Origin of the sequence: Agromyces sp. H66 (assembly GCF_004959775.1) — a bacterium.
Classification (GTDB): domain Bacteria; phylum Actinomycetota; class Actinomycetes; order Actinomycetales; family Microbacteriaceae; genus Agromyces.
Genome location: NZ_SJZG01000019.1, coordinates 1 through 25,582, shown reverse-complemented (window position 1 = coordinate 25,582; position 25,582 = coordinate 1). Strand labels below are relative to the sequence as shown.

The following is a 25,582-nucleotide window of genomic DNA, read 5'->3' as shown; positions in this document are numbered from 1 at the left end:
GTATTCGGGTGGCCCGGGTGGGTGCACCGCCCGGGTGATCGTGGGCGAGAGCTATCTCTCGCGCGTCTTGAGGGATGACAGCGTCACCGCGGCGATGATGATCAATCCGGTGACGACCTGCTGGACGTACGAGTTGACGCCCAGGATGTTGAGGCCGTTGCTCATCACGCCGATGATCGCGACGCCCACCAGGGTGCCGATGATGTTCGCCGCGCCCGACCGGACGACGGTCATTCCCAGGAACACGGCGGCGACCGAGAACAACAGGTTGTCCTCACCCTGCACGGCGCTCGCGCTGCCCAGTCGTGCCGCCAGCAGGATTCCGCCGATGGCGGCGACCAGCCCCGCCACGGTGAATGCCAGCAGTCGGGCGAGTCGCACGTTGACGCCCGAGAGCCTCGAGACCTCGGCGTTGCCGCCGGTGGCGTACCACCGGCGCCCGAGCGTCGTGTACTTGAGGAGCGCCCACAGGATCAGGGAGATGCCCGTGGCGATGAAGACCGGCAGTGGGATCTGCAGGAACCGCCCCTGGCCGAGGTTGTTGAACTCCTCGGGCATCTTGAACAGGGTCGTGCCTTCGGTCACGAGGAACGCGAGCCCGGTCACGGAGGTCAGCGTCGCCAGGGTGGCCACGAAGGCCGACAGGTTGAGATAGGCGACGAGCACGCCGTTCACGAGGCCGACGAGCACCCCGACCGCGAGTCCGACGAGGATCGCCGCGGGCACGGGAGTGCCGCCCAGCATCATGGACGATGCCACCGCGCCGGCGAGGGCCGACGTCGCCGCGACCGAGAGGTCGAAGTCGCCGACGACCATGACGATCGTCTGGGCTCCCGAGATGATCGCCAGGATGGCCACCTGGTACAGGATGTTCCTCACGTTCGTGAACCCGAGGAAGACGTCGGGGCGCATCGCGAAGAAGAAGACGATCAGGGCGATCAGGGCGAGCACCGTGCCGGACGCCAGGAGCGTCTGCCCCACCGAACGGCGAGGAATCGCTCGAACGTCGGTGGGATCCTCCAGCCCGGGGTTACGCGTCGTGGTCATCGGTCTCAGCCTTTCCGTAGCAGTACGCCAGCAGCATTTCTTCGTCCGCCTCGTCGGCGCGAACCTCGCCCGAGATCCGCCCCTCGTGCATGATGAGCACCCGGTCGCTCATGCCGATGAGCTCCGGAAGCTCGGAGCTGACGGCGACGACCGTCGTGCCCCCGGCGGCGAGCTCGCGGATCAACCGGTAGATCTCCGCCTTCGTGCCGACGTCGATGCCTCGCGTCGGTTCGTCCATGAGCAGGATCTTCGGCTTCCGGGCCAGCATCTTGGCCAGCACGACCTTCTGCTGGTTGCCGCCGGAGAGCTCACCCACCGGCTGCCGTTGGCTCCGCGCCTTGATCTTCAGGTCGGCCATGCCCTTGCGGACGATGTCGGTGATGCGCGCGCCGTCGACCACGCCGAACGAGCTGACGGCCGGGATGTTCGCCAGCGCGATGTTGTCGCGGATCGTCGCCCCGAGGATGACGCCCTGGGTCCGACGCTCCTCCGGCACGAGCGCGATCCCGGCATCGAGTGCCCGACCCACGCCCGGTGAGTGCGGAAGCGTCGTGTCGCCGACCGTGATGGTCCCGGCGGTGTGCTTCTGGGCTCCGGACAGGATCCGCAGGAGCTCGCTGCGACCGGAGCCGGCCAGGCCGCCGATGCCGAGCACCTCACCCGTGTGCGCCGTGAACGAGACGTCCTTGACGCGCCGACCGTCGAGGTTCGCCACCTCGAGGGCCACCTCGGTCGTGACGGTGGTCCGGTCGGGGTACAGTTCGCCCGCCGAGCGGCCGACCATGCTGGAGATCACCTCGTCGATGTGGGAATCGGCGACGTCCTTCGTGACGATGGTCTCGCCGTTGCGCATGACCGTGAGGCGATCGCAGAGCTCGAACACCTCCTCGAGACGATGCGATACGTAGAGGATCGCGACGCCTTCATCGCGCAGGCTCCGGAGCACCGTGAACAGCTCGCTGATCTCCGTGTCGGTCAGCGATGCGGTCGGCTCGTCGAGGATGAGCACGCGAGCGTCGGTGGCCAGTGCACGAGCGAACGCGACCATGGTCTGCTGCACCGGCGACAGTTCTCCGGCGAGCCTGCTCAGCGAGATCTTCTGATGGATGCGGTTCAGCTGTTCCCGAGCGCGACGACGCAGGGCGCGCCACTGCACGACCCCGCCACGCGAGGGGATCTGCTCGCCGAGCAGGATGTTCTCGGCGACGCTGATCGTCGGGACGATGGACAGTTCCTGGTACAGGGCGACGATTCCGGCGCGGTTGGCGACGCGCACGTTGGGGAACTCCACTTCTTCGCCGTCCCGCCAGAGGGTTCCGGAATCGGGCGCATAGACGCCGGTGAGCACCTTGATCAGGGTCGACTTGCCGGCGCCGTTCTCGCCGAGCAGGGCGTGGATCTCGCCGGGCCGCACCGACAGCTGGGCGCCGTTCAGCGCGTGCACGCCATCGAAGCGCTTGACGATGTCGCGAGCTTCCAGCGCGGGGACCACGGTGGTGGTCTGGTCGGTCACCGTCATGATGCGCTCCCCTCCAGGTCGTTGCAGCGAATGACGACCTTCGGATGCGCCCCGCTCACGTGCACGGCGAAGGCCTCGGCAGCGTCCTCCAGGTCGAAGACGGTCTGCGTGAGCTCGTCCACGTCGAGGTGCGGCAGGACCTGCAGCGCGCGCGGGAATGTGTACGGCGAGATGAAGACGCCGGTGAGCGTCAGCTCCTTCAGGTACAGGAAGTCCGAGAGATTGAGCGGCATCTCGAAGTCGGCCGGGTACATGGCGCCGTAGACGACGGTGCCGCCCCTGGCCGCGAGGTCGAGCAGCCCGCGAACGGCACGGGTCGAACCGGATGCGTCGATCACGACGTCGTACCCGAGGCCGCCCGTGATCTCGGCCGCTCGTGCGTCCTGGTCCTCGCCGATCGGGTCGATCGCGAACTCCGCGCCGTGGCGCAGCGCCATCTCGCGTCGCTCGGCGATCGGCTCGATCATCGTGAGCGAGGTCGCGCCGTGCATGCGCATGACCTGCAGGGCGAGCTGCCCGATGGGACCGCCGCCGCAGACGGCGACGCGGTCGCCCACCCTGATGTTCGTCTTGTCGGCGATGCGCACGGCGACCGAGGTCGGTTCAAGGAGGCATCCCCTCAGGAGCGACACGTCATCGGGGAGCCGGTAGACCTGCGACTCGTGCCAGGTGACGGTCTCGGCCATGCCCGGCCGGTTGTACTCCTGGATGTACTCGCAGAACTGCTGCCGGCCGTCACGGCATGCCCGGCAGGTGCCGCAGAAGCGCAGGAAGTTGCCGGCGACCCGGTCGCCCACCCGCAGGCCGTTGCGGTGCGCGGCCTCGCCGAGCGCCTCGATCACGCCCGAGACCTCGTGGCCGAGCCCGATCGGCACGTCGGTGCCGAAGAAGCCCTCGGCCAGGTGCGGGTCGGACCCGCAGATGGCGGCGTAGGCCACGCGGACGCGGACGTCCTCGGGCCCGAGCGGCTGCTCGGGGAAGTCGACCACGCCGATCTGGCCGCGCGCGTCCTCGTCGGGATCGCGGAGGCTGCCGATCTTCGTGACGGCGACTGTTCTCATGGGTCTCTCCGTTGAGCTCGTGGGGCGTGGGTCAGGACTGGGCGGCGATGACCCGGCGGGTCGCCGCGATGGTGGCGTCGAGGCCGTAGCCGTGCTTGTCGCGCAGCTCCTCGTCCTCGCCGAAGCCCGCGTAGACCTGGGGGATGCCGAGCCGCTCGAAGGCCGTGAGGTGGATGCCGCGGTCGGCGAGCACGTCGGCGATGCGCGAGGCGAGCCCGCCGTAGGCGAGGTGGTCCTCCAGCACGACGAACCGGCCGTCGGTCTCCTCGGCGCACTGCGCGATGAGGTCCTCGTCGATCGGCTTCAGCGTGAACATGTCCACGACCCGCACCGACCGGCCGTCCTTCGCGAGCTCGTCGGCGGCCTGCAGCGCCTGGGCGACGACCGTGCCGTGCGTGAAGATCGTGGCATCCGTGCCCTCGCGTGCGACGATGCCCTTGCCGATGCGGACCTCGTGCTCACCGGGCTCGTAGAGCACCATGTCCTTCTTGCCGACGGCGAGGCGGATGTAGATCGGACCCCGCATCGACATCGACTGCCGGAGGATCTCGCCCACCATCAGCGGGTCGCCGATGGAGGTGACCGTCATGTTGGTGAGGGAGCACATGATCGCGAGATCCTCGACCGCGTAGTGGGTGGAGCCGCCGTTGCCGACCAGTCCGCCGTGCGTGCCGATGATCTTCACGGGCAGGTTCGGATAGCAGACGTCCGTGCGCACCTGCTCGAGCGCGCGCATGCTGAGGAAGGGCAGCATGCCCGAGACGACCGGGATGTTCCCGTCGTAGGCGAGCCCTGCGGCGATGCCGACGCAGACCTGCTCGGCGAGGCCGACGTCGAGGAAGCGGTCGGGGTACGTGTCGCGGAACTCCACGAGCGTCGCGCCGATGTCGGGCGTGAGCACCCACAGGTTCTCGTGCTCCGCGCCGAGCTCGGCGAGCGTGGTTCCGATGACGGAGCGAGCCGACAGCATCTCTCCGAACGTGAACGTGACCGGCATCAGACCGTCTCCTTCTTCCGGTTTGCTTCGAGCGAGGCCATCGCTCGCTCGAGGTCGGCGGCACCGAGCGAGCCGGCGTGCCAGGCCAGGTTGTGCTCCATGAAGTCGACGCCCTTGCCCTTGACCGTCTCCGCGATGACGACCGTCGGTCGGTCGGAGTCGGTCGCCGGGAGCGCATCGATCGCGGCCACGAGCTTCGCCATGTCGTGGCCGTCGGTCTCGATGACGTTCCAGCCGAACGCGCGCCACTTGTCGGCGTAGGGCTCGAACACGACCCGCTCCTCGGCGAAGCTCGTCATGAGCTGGCGGTTTCGGTCGATGAAGGCCACGAGGTTGCCGAGCTCGTTGCTGCGCGCCGCCATCGCGGCCTCCCACACCGAGCCTTCGCCGGTCTCCCCGTCGCCCAGGAGGCAGACCACGCGGTGGTCCTCACCGCGGTGCCGGGCGCCGAGTGCCATGCCGACGGCGAGGGGCAGGCCGTGCCCGAGGGAGCCGGTCGAGGCCTCGACGCCGGGCAGCTGCACCTTGCACGGGTGCATGCCGTAGGCGCTGTCGAGCTTGCCGTACGTCTCGACGATGCCGTCGTAGGAGAAGAACCCGCGGATCGCCATGGTGATGTACATGCAGACGGCGGCGTGTCCCTTGCTGAGCACGAACCGGTCGCGCTCGGGGTTCGCGATGTCCGACGGGTCGACCTCGAGGCCGTAGTGGAAGAGGGCCGTGAAGATGTCCGCCGCCGACAGGTCGCCGCCGATGTGCACGGCGCCCTCGTAGGTGCCGCACAGGTGCAGGAGCTTCGACCGCAGCTCGAATGCCAGGTCCTCCAGCTCTTCGACGCTCGGTCGGTCCTCCGCGGACCTCAGGCTCGTTCGTGCCATCGCATGCCTCCTCGTTGACTCACGCGCCGAGGGTCGATGGCTTCACAACTCGTGTCGTCATCGACGCTCGTTCTCCGATCGCACCGATCCGTTCTCGGGGCGACTGCGAGCGACGTTAGCACGAACCCATTTACAAGTAAACAAGAATGCACGTAAACTCGTTTACTGTCGTACCCGGGTGCTTCCGGCATCCGGTTCAGGCAACACACACAGAGAGGTGGGTGTTCGGGATGACCGACACAATGAGTACCCAGACCGAGATCCGTACCGGATTGTTCATCGGTGGTGAGGAGCGGCAGACCGCCGAACGGCTCACGATCGTGGATCCGGCCAAGCCGGGCGTGGTCGTGGGTGAGGCGGCGTCCGCGTCGCCGCAGGACGTCGAAGACGCCGTCGTGGCTGCGAAGGCGGCCTATCCGGCGTGGTCGGCGATGAGGGCGACCGAGCGGGCGGCGATGATGGCCGAGGCCATCGCGGGAATCGCCGACGAGCGGGACACGGATGCCGCGGTCCTCTCGCAGGAGAACGGCAAGATCCGTTTCGAGGGCTTCATCGACGCGCTCGTCTTCGAGATCCGCTGGAACCTCGCGTTGATGCTCGCCGACGAGGTCGATCAGGGCAAGACGCTCCCCGTCGTTCCCGGGCACATTCCGGTGACGACCGAGGTGGCCTACCAGTCGATCGGCCCGGTCACGATCATCGTGCCGTTCAACTGGCCGATCGCGATCCTCGGCGCCTCGCTGCCGCACGCCCTGCTGGCCGGCAATACGGCCATCGTGAAGCCGCCGCCCTCGGCGCCCCTCGCCACGACGCGCGTCGTGCAGCGCGTGGCCGAGAAGCTCCCGCCGGGCGTGCTCAATGTCGTGACGGGTCGCGACGAGAACATGTCGGCGCTCATCCAGAACGCCGATATCGCGAAGGTCTGCTTCACCGGCTCGGTGAACGGCGGCAAGCGGATGATGGAGATGGCGTCGAAGTCGCTGACCCGGGTGACGCTCGAGCTCGGCGGCAACGACGCGGCGGTGTTCCTCGAGGACGCCGTCATCGACGACACGCACCTCGACCGGCTCTTCGCGGCGGTCTACGACACCACCGGCCAGATCTGCATGAACGCGAAGCGCGTGTACGTGCACCGATCGCGCATGGACGAGCTCGTCGCCGGACTGGAGGAGCGGCTGAACAAGGTCGTCCTCGGGCACGGGCTGGATGAGGGCACGACCATGGGTCCGCTGCACCAGCCCGCCCAGAAGGCGTTCGTCGAGGAGATCATCCAGGAGGCGAAGGATGCCGGCGCCGACGTGCGCGAGTACGGCGAGCTGCCCGGCGGGGACCTGGCGGGCGGCAACTTCCTCCGCCCCGCGATCGTCGTCGACCCCGACCCGTCGCTGCGCGTGGTGACCCAGGAGCAGTTCGGCCCGGTCATCCCGATCATCCCGTTCGACACCGAGGAGGAAGCCGTCGCGGCCGCGAACGACACCTGGGCCGGACTCTGCGGCAGCGTCTGGACCGCCGACCCGGCGGCCGCGCAGCGGGTCGGGTCGCAGCTGGTCTGCGGCTACGTGTGGGTGAACGACCACGGCGCCACCCGCCTCGACCTGCGTGCCCCGTTCGGCGGCATGAAGCAGTCGGGTTTCGGGCGTGAGCAGGGCATCGAGGGCATTCGCGCGTTCCAGGACACCCGCTCGATCGCGACCATCGACCCCGAGGCGCTGGCCGCCATGGCCCACTGAGGGCGTACCGATACGGGATCCGGCCCCGATCACGGGGCCGGATCTCCGTGTCTGGGACACTCGACATGATGTCGTGGTGATGGATGCCGCGGCCGACCCGGAAGGAACGCCATGAGCGACACCGAGCAGCGGGCGCGTGCGGCCGTGCCGCCCGACGCCGTGACGGAGCCGCTGCCTCACCTCATCGACCCCGACAACTTCACGCCGCGACTGCTCGCGCTGCTCTCGAACGCGCTCGTGTGGCGCGAGTCGCACGAGCTGCGCCGGCGGTTCGGATTCGGCACCAACGACTGGCGGATCATCTCGGCGATCGCGTTCCGACCCGGCGTCTCGGCGACCGAGGTCTCGGAGTTCCTCGGCCTCAACAAGGCCGTGATCTCCAAGGCCGTCACCAAGCTCGTCGACCACAAGTTGGTCCTGCTCGTCGACGGACCGCGCGGCTCGCGCCCCATGTACCTCACGCGCGCGGGTGCCGAGATGCACGACGCGATGATGCCGATCTCCATGCGCGGGCAGGAGATCATCCTCGCCGACCTCGCGCCCGACGACATCGAGCGGCTCAACACCCTGCTGCGACGGATGCTCGAGAAGACCCGCGAGCTGCAGATCCTCGAGAACGGGATCCACGCCGACGGCACCCCCTGACGAGGCGCCGCGGACCGAGGTCGCGCCGCGGACTCGGGTCGCGCCGCGGACCGTTCTCGTCATCGAGCCTTCCATCCGGTGGAACACCTTTCGGATACCTATCGACATTCCCTATCGACATAGGTATAGTAGCTCCTGTACGCAACGATGCGCCGCTGAGAGTGGAAAGGACCTCGATCAGTGACCAGAACCACATCCGCGCCCAATCGCGCGGCATCACTCGAACTCGTGAACGACTTCTCGTTGGAGATGACCGGCAAGGACGTGCCCGGACTCATCGAGGCGAAAGACAGCATCCCGGCCGGCACGAAGATCAACGTGACGTTCCTCGGCAACGAGGACCTCGACATGCGGGTCGCGGCGGCGAAGGCCGTGAAGGAGCTCGGGTTCGTGCCCGTGCCGCACATCTCCGCGCGGCGCCTGCAGTCGCAGGGGCAGCTCGAGGAGTTCCTCGAGCGCCTGCAGGAGGTCGGCGCCACCGAGCACGTGTTCGCCGTCGGTGGCGACCCGGCCAAGCCCGAAGGGCCCTATCCCGACTCGCTGTCGGTGATCCGCAGTGGCATCCTGCAGAAGTACGGCGTGCGCGAGGTGTCAATCGCGGGGTATCCCGAGGGGCATCCCGACATCTCCGACGACGTCCTGTGGCGTCATCTGGAAGACAAGTCCGCCGCCTTGAAGGAGCAGGGCCTGGATGCGGTCATCCTCACCCAGTTCGCATTCGACACCGAGCCCGTGATGGCCTGGATCCGCGAGGTGCGCGCCAAGGGCATCGACACGCAGATCCGCATCGGCACGCCCGGCCCGGCCGGCGTCAAGCGGCTCCTCGCCTTCGCGCGTCGCTTCGGCGTCGGGGCGAACGCGATGATCGTGAAGAAGTACGGCTTCTCGCTCACGAACCTGATGGGCACCGCCGGACCCGACCGCTTCGTCACCGACCTCGCGGCCCTGCTCGCCGAGGAGCCCACCTCAGGACGGGTCGGACTGCACTTCTACACGTTCGGCGGACTGCTCGCGACCTCGAACTGGGCGCGCGAGTTCACTGCCGCCCAGTCGTGAGGTCCCGGTCATGACCCTGCACATCCAACCGCAGCGGAATCAGGCGTGCCTGATCGTCCACGGCCCCGACCAGCCCGGCATCGTCGCCGCCGTCGCCGCCCTCGTCACCCGGAACAAGGGCAACATCATCACGCTCGACCAGTACACCGACGACCCGGGCGGTGGCGCGTTCTTCCAGCGGGTGGTGTTCCACCGCGACGACTTCCCGGTCGCCGCGCCCGAGATCGAGGCCGACCTCGAGAAGACCCTGACCCCGCTCGGGCTGGAGTGGAAGCTCACCGACCAGTCCATCCCGAAGCGCATGGCGATCCTCGCGTCGACGTCCGACCACTGCCTGCTCGAGCTGCTCTGGCGACACCGTCGCGGCGAGCTGCCGGTGACCATCCCCATGGTCATCTCGAACCACACGAACACCGCCGAGGACGTGCGCTCGTTCGGCATCCCGTTCTTCCACATCCCGTCGCAGGGACCCGACAAGTCCGAGGCCGAGGCCGAGATCCTCAAGCTCCTGCAGGGCAACGTCGACTTCGTGGTGCTGGCCCGGTACATGCAGATCCTCTCCGACGGGTTCCTCGAGAAGGTCGGCGTGCCGGTGATCAACATCCACCACTCGTTCCTGCCCGCCTTCATCGGTGCCGCACCGTACAAGAAGGCGCACGAGCGCGGCGTCAAACTGATCGGTGCGACCTCGCACTACGTGACGAAGGACCTCGACGAGGGGCCCATCATCGAGCAGGACGTCGCCCGGGTGACGCACGCGCACTCCGCCGCCGACCTCGCCAAGCGAGGTGCCTACGTCGAGCGGGCGGTGCTCTCCCGCGCCGTCGAATGGCACGCCCAGGACCGCGTCATCCGACACGGCAACCACACCATCGTCTTCTAGCTGACGGATGCCTCGGCCCGAGGCATCCGGCACAGGAGAACCGAGATCCCAGCAAGAAAGCAAGAACAGAGAGGTTCACATCGTGGCACCCAAGAATCTGCAGGAAGTCCTCGACGCGTCGGGAGGCGCCGTCGACCTGCTCCGCAACTCGCAGATCGGCTCGTACATCTACCCGGTCGTGCCGGCCGATTTCCAGAACTGGATCAAGGAACAGAAGGCGTGGCGTGAGACCGCCGTGCTCTACGACCAGTCGCACCACATGGACAACCTGTTTCTCAAGGGGTCCGACGCCATCAAGCTGATCGAGGCGACCGCCATCAACTCGGTCGCGAACTTCCCGGTCGACAAGGCGAAGCAGTACGTGCCCACGACCGCGTCGGGCCACGTCATCGGCGACGGCATCCTCTTCCGCGAGGCCGAGGACGAGTACGTGTACGTCGGCCGGGCGCCGGCGGCGAACTGGCTGCTCTTCCACGGCGAGACCGGCGGCTACCAGAACCTCGACATCACCGTCGACCGCCGCTCGCCGTCGCGTCCCTACGGCCACGCGGTCACCCGCCAGTACTACCGCTTCCAGATCCAGGGCCCGAACGCGTGGCAGGTCATCGAGAAGCTCAACGGCGGGCCGCTCGAGCAGCTGAAGTTCTTCAACATGTCGACCATGACGATCGACGGCACCACCGTGCGCACGCTCCGCCACGGCATGGCCGGCGCGCCGGGCCTCGAGATCTGGGGCCCCTACGCCGACCACGACCGCATCGCCAACGCGATCGTCGAGGCGGGCGCCGAGTTCGGGCTCGTGCCGGTGGGTTCGCGGGCCTACCCGTCGAACACCCTCGAGTCGGGCTGGATCCCGTCGCCGCTGCCGGCCATCTACACCGGCGAGGAGGAGCGCGCGTACCGCGAGTGGCTCCCCGCCGACGGCTACGAGGCGACCGGCACCCTCGCCGGCTCGTTCGTGTCGGAGAACATCGAGGACTACTACCTCACCCCGTGGGAGCTCGGCTACGGCTCGTTCGTGAAGTTCGACCACGACTTCATCGGACGCGACGCGCTCGAGAAGGTCGACCCGGCGTCGCAGCGCAAGAAGGTCACGCTCGCGTGGAACGCCGAGGACCTCGGCAAGGTGTGGACGTCGCTGCTGGACGTCGACGGGCCGAACTACAAGTTCTTCGACCTGCCGCTCGCGAACTACGGTTCGGCGAACTACGACTCGGTCGTCGACGCCGACGGCACCGTCGTCGGGTTCTCGATGTTCACCGGCTACAGCGCGAACGAGCGCCGCGGCCTGTCGCTCGCGACCGTCGACGCGAACGTGCCCGAGGGCACCGAGCTCAGGGTCGTCTGGGGCGAGCCCAACGGCGGCAGCAAGAAGGCCGCCGTGGAGCCGCACGAGCAGACCGAGGTCCGCGCCGTCGTGAGCCCCGTGCCGTACTCGACGGTCGCCCGTGCCACCTACCACGGTGGATGGCGCACCAACTACCAGGACCAGCCTGCGTGAGGTTGGTACTCTGAGCCCGAGGGGGTCCGGGCCTCGCCCGGGCCTCCTCGACCCACATCCCCCGGTCCGAGGAGCGAGCACATGAGCCTGCGAAACGCCCTGCTGGCGCTGCTGCGCGTCGGGCCGCTCTCAGGCTACGACCTGCAGAAGCAGTTCTCGTTGTCGGTCGGGCACGTGTGGCATGCGCCCGACTCGCAGATCTACCCCGAGCTGCGCAAGATGGAGGCCGCCGGGCTCATCGAGGGAGAAGAGCAGGTACGCGGCGAGCGTGGCACGCGGCGGGTCTATCACGTGACGGATGCCGGTGACCGCGCCTTCCTCGGCTGGATGGAGGCTCCGCTCGACTACTCGCGCGTGCGCGATCCCGCGCACCTGAAGGCGGCGTACCTGGAGGCGACGACCCCCGACGCGGCGCGCGAGTTCCTCCGCTCGCACATCGCGGCGTGGGAGAGCGAGCTCGAGCAGTGGGAGGGCGAGTTGCGGCGCATCGACGCCGTCGACAACCCCATGCTCATCCGGCGACTCGCGGCCAAGCCCGCCGAGGAGCACGAGCGGACGATCGCGTTCAAGCGGTTCGCCTACGAGGGCCTGGTCGACCGCGCGCGCGGCGAGATCGCGTGGGCCGAGCGCGGACTCGAGCTCGTCGACGACCTCTCGGCACCCGACGGCACCTGGAGTGCCGGTCCGGTGGCCTCGTCGGGGTCGGGCACCGAGTAGACCTCGCGGGGTTCGAGACGGCGCCGGCGCGCCTCCTCGACCGGCGGGCAGAACGAAGCGGTCGCCCACGCCGCCGATGGCAGCGTGAGCGACCGGATCGATCGACTCGCTGAGCCGGGAGCTCAGACGCGAGCCCCGCGGCGCGCGGCGTCGGCGAGTGCGTCGGCGTCGAGCGCGAACAGGTCGCGCGTCCCGGCCGTCGTCGCCCCGACCAGGCCGGACGCCTGGGGCAGCAGCTGCTCGGCGTAGAACCGGGCCAGCGGCAGCTGCGACGCGGCGATCGGGTCGTCGTCGAGCCCGCGCGCAGCGAGCGCCGACTTCGCCATCAGCCATCCGCCGACGACAAGACCCCAGATGCGCAGGTACGGCGACGAGCCCGCGAGCATCGAGTTCGGGTCGGCGGCGCCGGTGCGAAGCATCCACACCGTCGTCTGCTCGAGCGTGTCGAGCTGCGCCGTCAGCTGCGCACGGATCGACGCGAACTCCTCGCCGGCCGCCTCGAGCTCGGCGTCGAGTTCGCGCATCGTGGCGATGAACTCGAGCGCGGACGCGCCGTCGCGCACCGGCAGCTTGCGGCCCACGAGGTCGGCGGCCTGGATGCCGTTGGTGCCCTCGTAGATCGCGGCGATGCGCACGTCGCGGTAGTGCTGTGCGACGCCGGTCTCCTCGATGAAGCCCATGCCGCCGTGGATCTGCAGCGCGAGCGACGTGAGCTCGTTGCCGAGGTCGGTGCCGAACGCCTTGCAGACGGGGGTGAGCAGACCCACGATCTCGTTCGCGCGCGCGCGGGTCGCGGCATCGGGGTGGTGGGTCGAGAGGTCGACGTATGCGGCGTTCAGCAGCATCATGCGGCGCATCGCGGCGATGTACGACTTCTGCGTCATCAGCATGCGGCGCACGTCGGGGAAGTCGATGATGGGCGAGTCCTCGGTGGCGCCGATCGCGCGACCCTGGATGCGCTCCCGCGCGTAGTCGAGCGACTGCTGGTACGCGCGCTCCGCGACGGCGAGGCCCTGCATGCCGACCGAGAGCCGGGCGCTGTTCATCATGACGAACATGATGCGCATGCCGATGTTCTCCTCGCCGATGAGGTAGCCCGTGGCATCCTCGTACGACAGCACGCACGTGGGCGATCCGTGGATGCCCATCTTGTGCTCGACGCCCACGGTCTTCACGCCGTTGCGCTCGCCGAGCGAGCCGTCCTCGTTCACGAGGAACTTCGGCACGATGAAGATCGAGATGCCCTTCGTGCCGGCCGGCGCGTCGGGGGTGCGAGCGAGCACGAGGTGCACGATCTGCTCGCTCAGGTCGTGGTCGCCGAAGGTGATGAAGATCTTCTGGCCGGTGATGCCGTAGGTGCCGTCGGGCCGCTTCACGGCCTTCGTGGTGAGCGCGCCGACATCGGAGCCGGCGTGCGGCTCGGTGAGGTTCATGGTGCCGGCCCATTCGCCGGTCACCATCTTGGGCAGCCAGGCCTGCTTCTGCTCGTCGCTGCCGTAGTTGAGGAGCGCCTCGATCGCGCCCTGCGTGAGCAGGGGAGCGAGGGCGAACGCCATGTTCGCGGTCGCGGCGAGCTCCTGGAGCGCGAGGCCGACGGTGCGGGGGAATCCGCCGCCGCCGTACTCCTCGGGCAGCGGCACCGAGCCCCAGCCGGCCTCGACGTACGCGGCATAGGCTTCCTTGAAGCCCGTGGCGGTCGTCACGGTGCCGTCGGGGTTCAGGCGCGAGCCCTCGAGGTCGCCGGCGCGGTTCGTCGGGGCGACGATGTCGGCCATGAAGTTGCCGACCTCGTCGATGATGTCGGAAACGGTGTCGAAGTCGGCGTGCTCGAAGCCCGGAAGCCGGGCGATGTCGTCGTAGCCGACGACGTGCTTCAGCGCATAGGTGAGGTCAGCAACAGGCGGACGGAATTCACTCATGTCCGCAGCGTAACTGCGGGGCCTGACGGTGGGCGGGGAACTGTGCGGGTTCCACGATGTCGTTCACGTCGCACGCGGGGCGGTTTGTGTCATCCCACAACGGAGATGGATGTCCCGTCGGCGCCCGACCGGGTGATGCCGACCCGCTTGCCGCCTCGGTCTTCCGACCCGCTCGCGGCCACCGCCCCGACAGCGACGCGGGATCCCTGGCTTCGTACGTGCGATCACCAGGTTCCGCCCACCGGATGCGCGGCGTCGGTGAACGATCCGCCGAGGAGGACCTCGGGATCGGGCCATGCCGGGGCGACGCCGTCGCGCCGAGTGCGGAAGGACACGGCGTCATCGACAGGGTGGTAGCCGATCTCGTGCCCGGCTTCGAGCGGCAGCCAGCGCGGCGCGTTGTCGGAGACGCCCCACACGACATGGTGCCGGCCGTCGTCGAGCGCGACGGCGGCCTCGACGAGTCGGGCGGCGTCGCCCGGCGACAGCCACAAGGCAATGGTGCGCCCGTCACCCGGTTCCTCGTCGAACGTGCAGATGCGCGCGCTCACGATCGACATGCCGAACCGATCCGCGTAGAGGCTGCCGAGCGCCTCGACCGCGGCCTTGCTCATGCCGTAGTAGGTGTCGGGGCGCGGCGGGAGCACGGTCGCCGAGTGCGCCTCGGAGACCGGGGTGAAGCCCACGGCGTGGGCGGAGCTCGCGAGCAGCACCCGCTGCACGCCGTTGGCGCGGGCCGCCTCGAGCACGTTGTGCGTGCCGTCGATGTTGACGCGCAGAATATCCCGCCACGGTCGTTCCGAAGCCAGCCCCGCGAGGTGCACGACGGCGGTCGCACCGCGCATAGCGGCGGTCAGGCCGTCCGGATCCTCGATGGAGACACGGTGCCAGGTGACGTAATCTTCTCGCGGCGCGTCGGGGATCTCCAAGTCGAGCAGTCGTAGCATCCGGCCCGGTCGCCGCAGCAGGGGGACGATGCTGCGGCCGATGCGCCCCGCGGCGCCGCTGATCACCACCGTTTCGCGCGGCGTCCAGTCGGTCGGCATCGTCGGCACCCTTCGGTATCCTGCGAACGGATGCACCAGAGACTATCGGTGCCTCCCGATGCAGCAGATGGTCGATGTGTTACGCCGTCAACGCGATCGCCGCGACCGGATCCGCGACGATCGGAGCATGGCCGACCTCGACCTGCTCGAGGCGGCCGACCCCGCCGCCGCGGTCGCCGACGGCGTGCTGCCGCCGCCGCACGCGATCGTCGGCTGACGCGGTGTCGTTGTCCTCCCTGACCTCGGGCGGTCGGGGCGTTCCGGCGATGGCGGGGCGGCACCGTCTCGATCGGCGTCGACGGCCGTACCATCGGAGTACGTCCCATGCAGTCCCGCTGCATCCGTCGCGGGCCCGACCGAGACGGATCCGCCCGAACCCGACCGCCCCCAACGGCGCCACCGCACACTTGGAGCCCGGTTGACCAGCCCACCCGCCGACGAGCACCCGACCGGCTTCGGTGCGCCCTCGGCGGAACTCGAGCGGCGGGTCGAGCGCGGCGACGGCGCGGCCGGTGGGGCGACCGGCGGGGCGCATGCGCTGCCGTTGGAGGTTCCGCCGGTCGAGGAGCCGGGGAATCCGGTGCACGATCGCGTGCGGTACTACCTGTGCTGCCTGGAGCCGAGCGGGGATTTCGACGAGGTCATCGTCGCCGTGACGGATGCCGGGCGACGGCGCTACTTCGCGACCCGTGATGGCGAGCGGCTCGCCGAGGTCGACGAGGATTCGTTCGTGCAGCGCAGCGAGGGCGGCGCCCGTTCGCTGCTCGAGCTCGACGAGCGCGAAGTCGGCGAGCTCGAGGCCGAGTTGCAGTTCGTACGCCCGGTGCGCGGCCGCGATCCGATCGCGGAGGTGGCGGATGCCGCGACGGATGCCCCGGCGGACGGAGATGGGACAGGCGACGACGTGACCGAGGGCGACATGACCGAAGACGAGACCGAGGGTGTCCTGACCGAGCCGACGCCGGAGGTCGGTCGCGTCGATGATCCGGCCGGATGGGCCGTCGATGAGGAGTCGATGATGGAGGAGTTCGAGGCGGAGATGACGATCACGACGAGCGAGACGGTGGATCCGGGCGAGCCCATCGACGAGGCGCTCCACGAACCGGCCGTGGTCGGGGCATCCGTCGCCTTCACCGCGGCGGCCACGGCGGTGCAGTTGTCGGCGAGTGACGCGATCGCGCAGGTGTCGCTCGCGAAGGGGATCGCGTTCATCGCGCACCGTGGCCGACTCGACCGGAGCGGTGCGCCGTACATCGACCACCCGGGCCGCATCGCGGAGCGGTTCGACCCGGTCACCGAGACCGTCGAGGCCGCGTCGGCCTGGTTGCACGACGTGTTGGAGGACTCGCCCGTCACCGCGCAGGAGCTGTTCGAGGCCGGGGTGATGCCCCACATCATCGAGGTGGTGCAGCTGCTCACGCGCACCCCCGACACCTCTCCCGAGGAGTACTACGCGCGCATCCGTCGCAGCCCGATCGCCCGCCGCGTGAAGCTCGCCGACATCGACGACAACACCGCGCGGTGGCGGCTGCGTCGCCTCGAGTACGAGACCCAGCTGCGCCTCGTGGAGAAGTACCGCGTGGCGCGGCAGGCGCTCGGCGCGGACTGAATCACCTCCTCGCCCTCACCCTCGCTCCCCTCCCTCAACGCACCGCACGCACCCGCGCACCTCCCCCGCACCGAGAGGCCCCGATGACCGACCAGCCGAATCCCTACCAATCGAATCCGTACCAGCCGAATCCCTACCAGCCCGCCGTTTCCGCCGGCTGGCACCTCGAGTCCGCGACCAATCGCTATCGCTGGTGGGACGGCTCGAACTGGGGCGTCTACTACGACCAGATGCCGGCGGGCTATGCCGCGCCGGCCCCGCAGGGGGCGGTGTTCGGCGCCGGTGCCGGCGCCGGCACGAACGGGTTCGCCGTCGCCGCGCTCGTGCTCGGCATCTGGGGCTTCCTCACCACGTGGATCCCGCTGTTCATCGGGCTGTTCCTGGGCGGGGTGCCCGACGTCCTCGCCATCGTGTTCGGCATCATCGGCATCGTCCGGGCCAACGCGAGTGGGGGCCGCGGGCTCGCCATGTCGGTCGTCGGTCTCGTGCTCGGCGGCCTCGCGTTCGTCTCGATCTTCCTCGGCGCGGGCACCATCTGGTAGCGACCGGTTTCGCGTGCGGCCGCCGACCGGCGGCCGCCGACCACGAGCAGCCGCGTGCGCGTCACGCGGCGACGTGTCCTCGCCCTCGCTCATGTCAGTTTCGCCGCACATGCGGCCGATTCGACACGACCCAGCCGCGACACGCGTTCGGTGAACGGTCGCGGCGGCCCGGAGTCAGAAGCTCAACGCGTCCCAGAGGTCGCGCAGCCGGAACTTCGGCTTCGGCGGGCGGTTCGCGTCGAACGCGTCCTCGACGATGAACATCACGTCGAGCCGCCACCGCGGCGGTACCGATCGCAGCGCGGCCTCGAGCTCATCGAGGTCGCCGATCGACGCCCACGAGATGCGCTGCAGCTCGACCGCCGGCACGGGCCGATTGCGGTACGACGCCTCCTCGACGAGCCCGCCGGCGACGAGTTCACGCGCGTATGCGCCGAGCGCCTCCATTTCCTCGTCCATCCAGTCGGAGTACCGGTCGCGCGCACCCTCGGGCATCCGTTCGACCATCGCCTGCACGCGATCGGCGACCGCCGTCTCGCGCCACGCGACGGGCTCCTCGTGCAGTTCGCCGTCCTCATCGGTCCACATGATCTCCCTTTCCGCACTCGCCTGCACGCGCAGCCCCTCCGCGATGACGGATGTCGCGGGCCGGCGCAGCCCGATCGATTCGACGGCGGCGACGTGCTGGTCCACGACAGGTTCTCCGACACGCTCTCGTGAGGCGCCAGTGACCGCGTGCTCGCTCGTTGGCTCCGACTATTGATCCGTAGTGAAGATCGCGTCTTCGTAGTCCCAGTTCGGGGCGATCTGCATGGTCAGTGAGTTGGGGTCGGCGACGGACCAGGCTTCCTTCCAGGTCACGAACTGCCCAGGCAGGATGACCGTCGTCGGACTGATGCCGATGTCACCGGCTGGGTTGCCCGAATCGAAGATCTGGCTGCCCTCCTGGCCGCCGGACGAGAGTCTGGTGTACGGCAGAGGTTCGAGGTTCTCGCTCGAGTTGTTGGTGATCGTGATCGTGAAGACGACATTGTTCGGCAGGTCGGCGCCGGCAGCGAACTCGGTCGGCGTGAATCCTTCCGGTGTCGAAACGGTCAGTTCGACGTTGTCTTCCCAAACCATCGTGTCGCCGAAGGCGAGGTTCCCGACAGGTGCCGGTGCGGGATCGTCCGCAGGAGCAGGCTCGTCCGCCTCCTCGGATACTGACGTCTGCCCGACAGCACCGCCGACCTCTCCGAACGCGTCGTCGAACGACATCGCAACGACCGTGAAGAAGACGACGAATCCGACAATCGTCCCGACGATCGACACGGCGAGAGCTGTGATGGCGGGCCACTTCTTGCCCTTGAGAAAAAGCGCAACGAGTGAGAGCACGAACGCGATCGGAAGGAGCACCCAGCCGACGATCAAGGCGCCAGGAATGCAGGCGAAGATGAACCCGATCACCGCGACAGCGAGCGCGATGACGCCGAGCAGGTGCGGCTTGGCGTCAGAGGCCCCCGGAGCCGCTGCGAACGTTGCATCGCTCTGCGCCGTGGCGGTGGCGGACGGCGAAACGTAGAGCTGTGTCGGCGCGGCGGACGTTGTTCCCCCGGACGCAGACAGTGCCGCGGCGTGCTCCGCCTGCGAGGCCACCGCTTCCTTCCCCGCGTCAGCAGAGGCGGGCGCGGTGTTTTCGGCCCATGCGTTTCCGTCCCAGTACCGGCGCGAACCGGATCCATCGTCGTACCAACCAGCCGGAGGCATGTTCGGGCCACTCATGCTCTTGATCGTGGCAGAGCTACGCGCGCAGATTCGTGGACGGGTGGGCCCCAAAAGAGGGCACAGCTACCGGTCCGGTGAGTCGTGGGGCGGACTGCTCGACCTCGCGAACGAGGTGCCCGAGGGATGGAGCCGGGGCAGGGTCCCGAGTAGCGGCAGTCCAGCCGTCGACGCATCCGGGCTCGGACGCAGCTCGCAGATCAGCGCTGAGGTCGGCCGCCGCCGCGCCCCCTACCCGTCCGCCGCGTGCCGCTTCATCAACTCCCCGGCATGGTCCGGCACCGAGTTCGTCCATGCCCGAGGGGGCCGCTCGTACCCGCCCGCAGCCGGCCGCGGCGGGATCTCGATCGGCTCCGGCTCGACCTTCTCCCACGGCACCATCGTCAGCAGGTGCGCGATCATGTTGATCCGCGACGCGCGCTTGTCGTCGCTCTCCACCTCGTACCAGGGTGCCTCTGCGATGTCCGTGTGCAGCATCATGGTGTCCTTCGCGCGGGAGTACTCCTCCCACTTCGTGATGGAGCTCAGGTCGGTCCCGCTGAACTTCCACCGCCGCATCGGGTCCTCGAGCCGCGACCGGAATCGCTCCTCCTGCACGACATCCGACACGCTGAACCAGTACTTCAACAGGATGATGCCGTCTTCCACGAGCATCCGCTCGAAGACCGGCGCCTGGCGCAGGAATCGCTGGTACTCCTCGTTCGTGCAGTACCCCATGACCCGTTCGACGCCGGCGCGGTTGTACCAGGAGCGATCGAAGAGCACGATCTCGCCCGCTGCGGGCAGGTGCGGCACGTACCGTTGGAAGTACCACCGGGTCTTGTCGCGCGCGCTCGGCGTCGGCAGCGCCACGATGCGCGTGACCCGCGGGTTCAGGTACTCCGTGGCCCGCTTGATCGTGGAACCCTTGCCGGCGGCATCCCGCCCCTCGAAGATCACCACGACCCGCGCGCCCGACTGCTGCACCCACGCCTGCATGTCGACGAGCTTCGCCTGCAGCGCTACCAATTCTCGTTCGTACAGGGCCTTCGGCATCCGTCGTGTCACCTGCCACCCCCTTGGAGGGAAGCCTAGAGCGGTTGACCGCCCTCGGGCCGCGTTCGAGCCGGTTGTCGAGTACGAGCGGCGACGATCGGAGACTCGGCGCCGTGCGCGCGCCGAGCCGGCCCGCGCACGATTCCGTGCCCGATCGGGCCGACTCCGCATCCGGGAAGTTGCGCACCGGATAGCGTCGCACTGAGGAGGGCGGTCGGCCCGACCATGGTCGCCCCGACCGCGTGTGGATGCGGCATCGCAGGATCGGTGATGAGGAACCCGACGACGCCGGGCGGGGCATCGGGCGGAGCCGACCGGCGGATGCGGCGGCGCCGACGATCGGGGACGACCCGGCTCGCGGGCGCGCCCCGATGACGCTCGCCGACGTGCAGCGGGTCGCCGGCAACCGTGCCGTCGCCGAGTTCGTCGCGTCGGGTACCGTGTCGGACGGCGCCGCGGCGGCCGGGGTCGTCCGCGTGCAGCGCCAGCCGGCGCCGACGACCGCGCCCACCCGGCAACCGGCCCAGCAGCAGCCCCAGCAACCGACGCAGACGACCACCCAGCAGTCGGCGCAGCCGCCGACCACCCAACCCGCGCCGGCCGCGGCGCAGCAGGCGCAGCCGGCCGCCGCTCCCCTCGACGTCGACACGACCGACGTCCCGTACCCGCCCGCGCGCCCGAGCATCCAGGTCACCCGCGGCACGCCCGTCATCGTGCCGGGCGCCGCGCCGCCCGCCGCGGAGACCGCGCCCGTGCACGGCATCGACACGACGGTCGAGTTCTGGGGCGTCGCCGGTGTCGCGCCGTACGTCGACCAGCTCGTCGACGGCTGGCGCACACGGCGTGCTGCAGAGGGGCAGACGATCGACGTGGCGGCGACGCGAGCCTCCTTCGTCACGGATTTCGACGAGACGATGCAGGGCTGGTTCAAGCGCAGCAGCTTCGGCGTCGCGTGGTCGGGCGTCGAGGCGGCGGCGCTGCGCAAGCTCAACGCCGAGCGCCGGAAGCTCGTGCGGACGGTCGCACGCAAGCGGATCGTCGAGAACCGCAAGCGACGCGCCCTCACGCCCGCCGAACGGGACGCGCATGTCGAGGCTGGGCTCGTCGTGTTCCGGAAGTTCCTCGTCGACCGCATCGTCTCGCACCTCACCGAGGGTGCCTGGGGCTGGATGGTGGAGCGACGTGAGCACCTCGATTTCGTCACGGTGCCGCAGCGCGGCGTGCGCGCGCTTCGCGCGGCCTCGCCCCCGGGGCGCTCCCGAATGTCGATGCCGTCGCTCTCGTGCGCGCCCGACTCGCCGCACGCAACAAATCGCTCACCGAGGCCGAGCGGAATCGGGCGATCTCCCGGGCGGAGTCGGCGTTGCGACGGCGCACCCGCGACCCGAACGCGACCCTCGACGCGGCGGGCCAGGAGCAGGCGATCGTCGCCGCCGAGGTGCGCAAGTTCGGCGGCCAGAGGGCCGTCGGCGCCGCCGTGCGCGCGGAGGCGATCGAGATCGAGGAACGCGGCTGGGTCGACGTGCACGAACGCGACGCGAACGGCCGGCCCGCCTGGGGGCCGGTGTGGAATGCCAGGAGCCTCGGGGTCATGCCGATGACGGCCGTGTTCGTGCTGTGGCTCATCGACCAGTACGGCACCGGCTTCACGGCGAGCAACTACGCGGGGCACGGCGGCGGGAGCTTCTCGGGCCGCGGACGCTCGCTCGATCTCACGATCCCGCAGCGCCGCTCCGACGGATTCTTCGACGCCACCCAGGCGATCTCGTTCGCACTCGCGATCGACCGGGCGGCGACGGCGATCGGCGCCGAGTGGCGGGTGCTCTACGACGACTTCTCGGTCGCCAGGGCGGTGAACGAACGGCTCGGTCAGCGCCGCATCGTCGAGGTGGCCAACACGACCCGCAACCGGGCCGGCGACGTGACGAACATCAACTGGCACGGCCCGCTCGTGAACCACTTCCACCTCGACCTCGGATTCTGACGGGCACTGCGACACGACTCCTGACGCGGCGCTGCATGTCCGTCCGGCGACGGGCGGTGCGCATCCGCCCTGACGATCCTCAACTCCGAAGCATCGCGAGCCCGAAGGCGCGCGCAGCCGCATGGATGCCGCGACCGTCGTCGTCGATGAGGCCCATCGTGCTGAGCATCCGCTTGACGAGGTTCAGGTCGGCGTCGTCGGGGCGACCTCGACCGTTGCGACGGTGTGCCTCGTCGAACGCGAAACGTCGCACGTCGGGCAGGTCGCGATCGCCGCGTACGAGGTCGATCGCGAGTTCCGCGATGTCGGACTGCGGATCGTACGCGGCCGAGTACCCCGCACCGATGAGCCGCTCGGCCAAGTCGGTCCAGAGCGCTTCTGGATCGTCGAGCAGGCGGTCGCGGACGGACGCGAGGGTGAGCAGCCGCCCCTTCTGCACGCGGGCGAGTCGGAGCATCCTGAGGTCTTCGCCCAGAGGTGGGCACGATGCGAGTTCGACCCCGCCGGATGCCGCGGCGGCGCGAAGGAGGTCGCGGATCGGCGCCGTCGCGGTCGCCATGTACTCGGGATCGGCCGGCTCGGGCGGGAGCCCGCCGAGTTCGACGAGATCGATGCGGAGGGCTCGCCGCGCGGCGTCGCTCGCCCCGGTGACGGCGGCCTCGAGTGCTCGCCAGCGACGGTCGGACGGGCCGTGGAAGGCGTCGGTGGATGCCCCGAAGGCCAGGTCGAACTCGTTGGCCATCGCCTCGTGCCACGCCGGATCCCCGAGCTCGCCGTACGCGGCCTCGGTGCCGACGCGCGGCACGAGGCCGGAGCCGCCGAGCAGGGCGACCCGCGGCACCGATGATCGTGAGGATGCGGCATCCCGACCGGTAACCGCGATGCGATGCCGCCAGCTGGGACCCGTCTCGCCGCGCTCGCCGTCGAGTCCGAGCTGCCGGTACTCGAACTCGAGGTGCCCGTCGAACCGGTCGGTGACCTCCCCGATGGTCCACTCGCGACGACAGGCCGGCCCATGCTCGGGCTCACGCCAGTCGTCGTCGTGCCAGTACGGGCGTTCGTGGCCGGAGTGTCCGTACTGATACGGCTGAGGATCGTAGGCCCCGTAGTGGCGTTCGGAGCCGCCGTGGTGGCGTTCGGAACCGGAACGTGCGGGTGTGAGCGCGCCGCAACCCAGCACGTCGGCCTCGCGCCCCCACCACGGCGTGTGCGAGGTGCCGAAGCGCCAGGTCCCGGTGCCCGTCCAGCCGAAGGCCAGCAGGATCGCCTCGGCGAGGGCCGACAGGCCGAGGGTCGGATCGAGGATGAGGGAGCGCCAGGTGGGCTCGTCGACACCGTCGAGGTCGATGCGGAGGGTGAGGTGTTCGCGCGTCGCGCTGGTTCGCCGGGACATGGCAACATCGTTGCCGCGTAGCGGTCCGGATCCGCCGCGCTCGGCGGATCTGTGCGGTGTCGACCGCCTCGGCGGGCTGTTGAGGACGTCTGGAGCCGTTCGCCCGTCGCCGAGCGAGTCGACGCTCAGCGCACCCCGAGCATCGCTCGCGCGAACGCGCGCCCGTCGGGGGTCGGTGGCGGGTCGGTCCGCCGGAGTAGGCGTGGCCGCTCCGCGCCGAACACGCCGAGGTCGAGGAGGACCCGCCACGTGTCGCGCACGAGTTCGATGCCGTCGCCCGCGTCGAGCGGCATCCCGTTCGACTGCGACCATCCGAGCACGTCGAGTCCCGATGCGACGTATCCGCCCAGCCGCTGCAGCGAGCAGTCACCGCCGCACGCGACGTCGACGGCGACCAGCAGCGCTGCGAGGCGCTCGGCATCCGACCGGTGACGTTCGACGGCCGCGGTGGCCAGATACCGCCACAGCGCGACGGGGTCGTTCCGCAGCCGCGTGCCCGCGGTGGTGCGGAGGAGCCGACCCTTCATGACCCGCACGAGCCCGAATCGCCGCGCCGACTCCCGCAGCGACCGGATCGGCGTCGTGTTGTCTTCGCGGGTCGCGGTGCCGAACCAGTCGTCGAGCCAGCCGAGCTCGGTCATGCCTTCGAGCACGACCGCGGGCGGCATCCAGCCCGCCTTCGTGAGCGTGAGCCCGTCGGGCCCGATGCGGTCGAGCAGCCAGACGTACGGGCGCACCATCCGGGCCGCGACATCCGCATCGATCTGCACCGGTTCGAGCGCGCCCGACGTTCGCAGCCGGCGTCGCAGTTCGGCGCGCAGGGGCGAGGGAAGCTGCTCGAGCAGCCCGACGATCGGAGCATCGGGTGCAACGGGGTCGTCATCGTCGCCGAGCACGAGTCCAGAGACGTCGCTCGCGACCTCGAACCGCAGCGCGAGCTCGCGGTCGACGGCGTCGCGGTCGAACGCCGCAGGGTCGAAGGCGGGAGCGGATGTCTCGGGCCGGGATGCCCCGGGCCTGGATGCCTCGGGCGCGGATGTCTCGGGCCAGGCCGTCCCGGTGACCCACGCGCGCACCTCGTGGTGGTCGGGCGCGGTGGGGTCGGCGAGCGTGTCGAGCAGCTCCGCGTACCCGTGGACGCCACCGGAATCCTCGAGGGGGCCGCGCCGCTCGCCCGCCACGAGTTCGACGCGGCGGGCCCACGGCGGCGTCGAGGCTCCGGGCGCGTCGACGACCTCACGCTCGATCAGGTCGATGCGGTGCCACCACGAGTCGCCGAAGTCGTACCAGTAGAAGAACGGTCCATCGAACCGGTCGAAGACGGATGCGACATCAGCCTCGTGCTCGTCGATGAGCTCCTCGACGCGGCCACCGAAGGCGAGACCGTCGTGTGCATCGGCGAGTTGGTCGGCCGGCATCCATCGGCGCGGCGGCCGACCGATCTGCGGAATGCCGTGCCGCCCGGAGAACGGTTCATCGTCGCCGAACTCGTGCAGGTGCACGTCGCGCCATCCCATGGCGATCTGGATCGCGCCGTGCAGTTCATCGAGCCGCAGCGACCCGTCGACGTCGAGGGTGCGCCAGATCTCGGGCTCGGTGTCGAGCAGAGTGATGCGGAGCCGGAACCGTTCGCGGCCGGACGAAGGTGGCATGGGAGGCATCCCAGCATTTTCGCAGGCCGAATCACGGGGTCGGGTACTTATCCGGACTCGTGGGTTCGGATATCTCCAGCGATCGGGGGCTCACATTCGTGCGAACCGAGGCTCATGCGGCCGATCGGGTGGTGGGCGGCGCGAATCGGGCTCGTCCGCCGGGTCGGGGGGTTCGTTGGGGGTCGATGTGTGGTGGTGGGATGAACCAGACGTCGGTGCGGGTGGCGTGGATGTCCCATCCCTCGCGATGTATTCGGTGGTGGCAGAACGAGCAGAGCATGACCCCGTTGGCGAGGTCGGTGGGGCCGGTGTCGCGTTCCCACCAGTCGATGTGGTGGGCGTCGACGTAGGCGATGTTCTGACCGCAGGACGCGCAGCCGCCGTCGCGTTCGGCGAGGGCGAGTCGTTGCGCCTTGCTGAACAGCCGGGCGGCCCTTCCGAGGTCGAGGGGGAGGCTGTCGCCGCCGAAGACGGCGGGGATGAGTTCGGCGTCGGCGGACATGCGGCGGGCGGTGGCGGCGGAGATGGGTTGGTCGATGCCGTCGATGCGGGCGTGCCCGAGCCCGGTGATGAGGGTGTCGTGGTCGAGGCGGACCACGACCGTGGT

23 protein-coding genes are annotated in these 25,582 nt (G+C 69.4%); 9 read left to right on the top strand and 14 right to left on the bottom strand.

The annotated features are described in order from the left end of the window. Positions 1-51: 51 nt before the first annotated feature. Genes EZM51_RS19880 through EZM51_RS19860 form a run of 5 tightly spaced genes read right to left on the bottom strand, consistent with a single transcriptional unit; the run spans position 52 to position 5,502 of the window. Positions 52-1,047 (bottom strand): ABC transporter permease, encoded by a 996-nt coding sequence (locus EZM51_RS19880; protein ID WP_136710052.1) that lies wholly within the window; start codon positions 1,045-1,047, stop codon positions 52-54. Continuing rightward, positions 1,031-2,566 carry a sugar ABC transporter ATP-binding protein gene (locus tag EZM51_RS19875; RefSeq protein WP_136710051.1) on the bottom strand — a complete coding sequence of 512 codons (1,536 nt, stop codon included), beginning with the start codon at positions 2,564-2,566 and terminating at the stop codon, positions 1,031-1,033. The genes EZM51_RS19880 and EZM51_RS19875 overlap by 17 nt, the downstream gene beginning before the upstream one ends. Further along, positions 2,563-3,627 carry an alcohol dehydrogenase catalytic domain-containing protein gene (locus EZM51_RS19870; RefSeq protein ID WP_136710050.1) on the bottom strand — a complete coding sequence of 355 codons (1,065 nt, stop codon included), beginning with the start codon at positions 3,625-3,627 and terminating at the stop codon, positions 2,563-2,565. The genes EZM51_RS19875 and EZM51_RS19870 overlap by 4 nt, the downstream gene beginning before the upstream one ends. A 31-nt stretch (positions 3,628-3,658) precedes the next feature. Then, entirely contained in the window at positions 3,659-4,624 is a 966-nt protein-coding gene (locus EZM51_RS19865; RefSeq protein ID WP_136710049.1) for a transketolase C-terminal domain-containing protein, read from the bottom strand. Further along, complete coding sequence (locus tag EZM51_RS19860; RefSeq protein WP_136710048.1) at positions 4,624-5,502, bottom strand: transketolase; 879 nt, start codon at positions 5,500-5,502, stop codon at positions 4,624-4,626. Before EZM51_RS19860 ends, EZM51_RS19865 begins: the two co-directional genes overlap by 1 nt. A 242-nt stretch (positions 5,503-5,744) precedes the next feature. Here EZM51_RS19860 and EZM51_RS19855 point away from each other — a divergent pair, with 242 nt between their 5' ends. The 6 genes from EZM51_RS19855 (at position 5,745) to EZM51_RS19830 (ending at position 12,034) form a co-directional block, all read left to right on the top strand. Then, positions 5,745-7,232, top strand: a complete 1,488-nt coding sequence (locus tag EZM51_RS19855) for an aldehyde dehydrogenase family protein (protein ID WP_211196000.1) — start codon at positions 5,745-5,747, stop codon at positions 7,230-7,232. Positions 7,233-7,343: 111 nt separating this feature from the next. Continuing rightward, a complete protein-coding gene (locus tag EZM51_RS19850; protein ID WP_136710046.1) occupies positions 7,344-7,877 on the top strand; it encodes a MarR family winged helix-turn-helix transcriptional regulator in 534 nt (177 codons plus the stop codon). Between the two features lie 249 nt (positions 7,878-8,126). Beyond that, positions 8,127-8,933: a methylenetetrahydrofolate reductase gene (locus tag EZM51_RS19845; RefSeq protein ID WP_136710070.1), complete on the top strand. Its 807-nt coding sequence runs from the start codon at positions 8,127-8,129 to the stop codon at positions 8,931-8,933. A gap of 10 nt (positions 8,934-8,943) precedes the next feature. Further along, positions 8,944-9,816 (top strand): formyltetrahydrofolate deformylase, encoded by an 873-nt coding sequence (purU, locus tag EZM51_RS19840; RefSeq protein ID WP_136710045.1) that lies wholly within the window; start codon positions 8,944-8,946, stop codon positions 9,814-9,816. Positions 9,817-9,898: 82 nt separating this feature from the next. Next, positions 9,899-11,317 (top strand): aminomethyl transferase family protein, encoded by a 1,419-nt coding sequence (locus EZM51_RS19835; protein WP_248305753.1) that lies wholly within the window; start codon positions 9,899-9,901, stop codon positions 11,315-11,317. 81 nt (positions 11,318-11,398) lie between these two features. Further along, complete coding sequence (locus EZM51_RS19830; protein ID WP_136710043.1) at positions 11,399-12,034, top strand: PadR family transcriptional regulator; 636 nt, start codon at positions 11,399-11,401, stop codon at positions 12,032-12,034. Positions 12,035-12,156: 122 nt separating this feature from the next. Here EZM51_RS19830 and EZM51_RS19825 read toward each other — a convergent pair whose 3' ends face one another. Both EZM51_RS19825 and EZM51_RS19820 read right to left on the bottom strand, forming a co-directional pair. Next, a complete protein-coding gene (locus tag EZM51_RS19825) occupies positions 12,157-13,953 on the bottom strand; it encodes an acyl-CoA dehydrogenase (protein WP_136710042.1) in 1,797 nt (598 codons plus the stop codon). A gap of 224 nt (positions 13,954-14,177) precedes the next feature. Then, complete coding sequence (locus EZM51_RS19820) at positions 14,178-14,999, bottom strand: NAD(P)-dependent oxidoreductase (protein ID WP_136710041.1); 822 nt, start codon at positions 14,997-14,999, stop codon at positions 14,178-14,180. 418 nt (positions 15,000-15,417) lie between these two features. Here EZM51_RS19820 and EZM51_RS19815 point away from each other — a divergent pair, with 418 nt between their 5' ends. Beyond that, entirely contained in the window at positions 15,418-16,608 is a 1,191-nt protein-coding gene (locus tag EZM51_RS19815; protein WP_136710040.1) for a hypothetical protein, read from the top strand. An 83-nt stretch (positions 16,609-16,691) separates the two neighbouring features. Further along, positions 16,692-17,150 carry a DUF4190 domain-containing protein gene (locus EZM51_RS19810; protein WP_136710039.1) on the top strand — a complete coding sequence of 153 codons (459 nt, stop codon included), beginning with the start codon at positions 16,692-16,694 and terminating at the stop codon, positions 17,148-17,150. Between the two features lie 174 nt (positions 17,151-17,324). On the opposite strand, the gene EZM51_RS19805 is transcribed toward EZM51_RS19810, so the two are convergent. The 4 genes from EZM51_RS19805 to EZM51_RS19790 all read right to left on the bottom strand — a co-directional run bounded on the left by EZM51_RS19805 (position 17,325) and on the right by EZM51_RS19790 (position 21,034). After that, complete coding sequence (locus EZM51_RS19805) at positions 17,325-17,843, bottom strand: hypothetical protein (RefSeq protein WP_136710038.1); 519 nt, start codon at positions 17,841-17,843, stop codon at positions 17,325-17,327. Between the two features lie 63 nt (positions 17,844-17,906). Next, positions 17,907-18,911: a DUF2510 domain-containing protein gene (locus tag EZM51_RS19800; protein ID WP_136710037.1), complete on the bottom strand. Its 1,005-nt coding sequence runs from the start codon at positions 18,909-18,911 to the stop codon at positions 17,907-17,909. A gap of 231 nt (positions 18,912-19,142) precedes the next feature. Beyond that, the gene (gene ppk2, locus EZM51_RS19795) at positions 19,143-19,946 is read right to left on the bottom strand and encodes a polyphosphate kinase 2 (protein ID WP_136710069.1); all 804 of its coding nucleotides are present in this window, start codon (positions 19,944-19,946) and stop codon (positions 19,143-19,145) included. Positions 19,947-19,981: 35 nt separating this feature from the next. Further along, the gene (locus EZM51_RS19790; protein WP_136710036.1) at positions 19,982-21,034 is read right to left on the bottom strand and encodes a hypothetical protein; all 1,053 of its coding nucleotides are present in this window, start codon (positions 21,032-21,034) and stop codon (positions 19,982-19,984) included. A 194-nt stretch (positions 21,035-21,228) separates the two neighbouring features. Between EZM51_RS19790 and EZM51_RS19785 the strand changes: the two genes are divergently transcribed. Next, a complete protein-coding gene (locus tag EZM51_RS19785; protein ID WP_136710035.1) occupies positions 21,229-21,930 on the top strand; it encodes a hypothetical protein in 702 nt (233 codons plus the stop codon). A gap of 79 nt (positions 21,931-22,009) precedes the next feature. Here EZM51_RS19785 and EZM51_RS19780 read toward each other — a convergent pair whose 3' ends face one another. From EZM51_RS19780 to EZM51_RS19770, 3 genes are all read right to left on the bottom strand, one after another. Then, positions 22,010-23,323: a hypothetical protein gene (locus EZM51_RS19780; protein ID WP_169054011.1), complete on the bottom strand. Its 1,314-nt coding sequence runs from the start codon at positions 23,321-23,323 to the stop codon at positions 22,010-22,012. A gap of 125 nt (positions 23,324-23,448) precedes the next feature. Next, positions 23,449-24,975 (bottom strand): plasmid pRiA4b ORF-3 family protein, encoded by a 1,527-nt coding sequence (locus EZM51_RS19775; RefSeq protein ID WP_169054010.1) that lies wholly within the window; start codon positions 24,973-24,975, stop codon positions 23,449-23,451. Positions 24,976-25,087: 112 nt separating this feature from the next. After that, positions 25,088-25,582, bottom strand: a 495-nt coding sequence (locus tag EZM51_RS19770) for an HNH endonuclease signature motif containing protein (RefSeq protein ID WP_136710032.1), incomplete at its 5' end; no start/stop codon positions are given.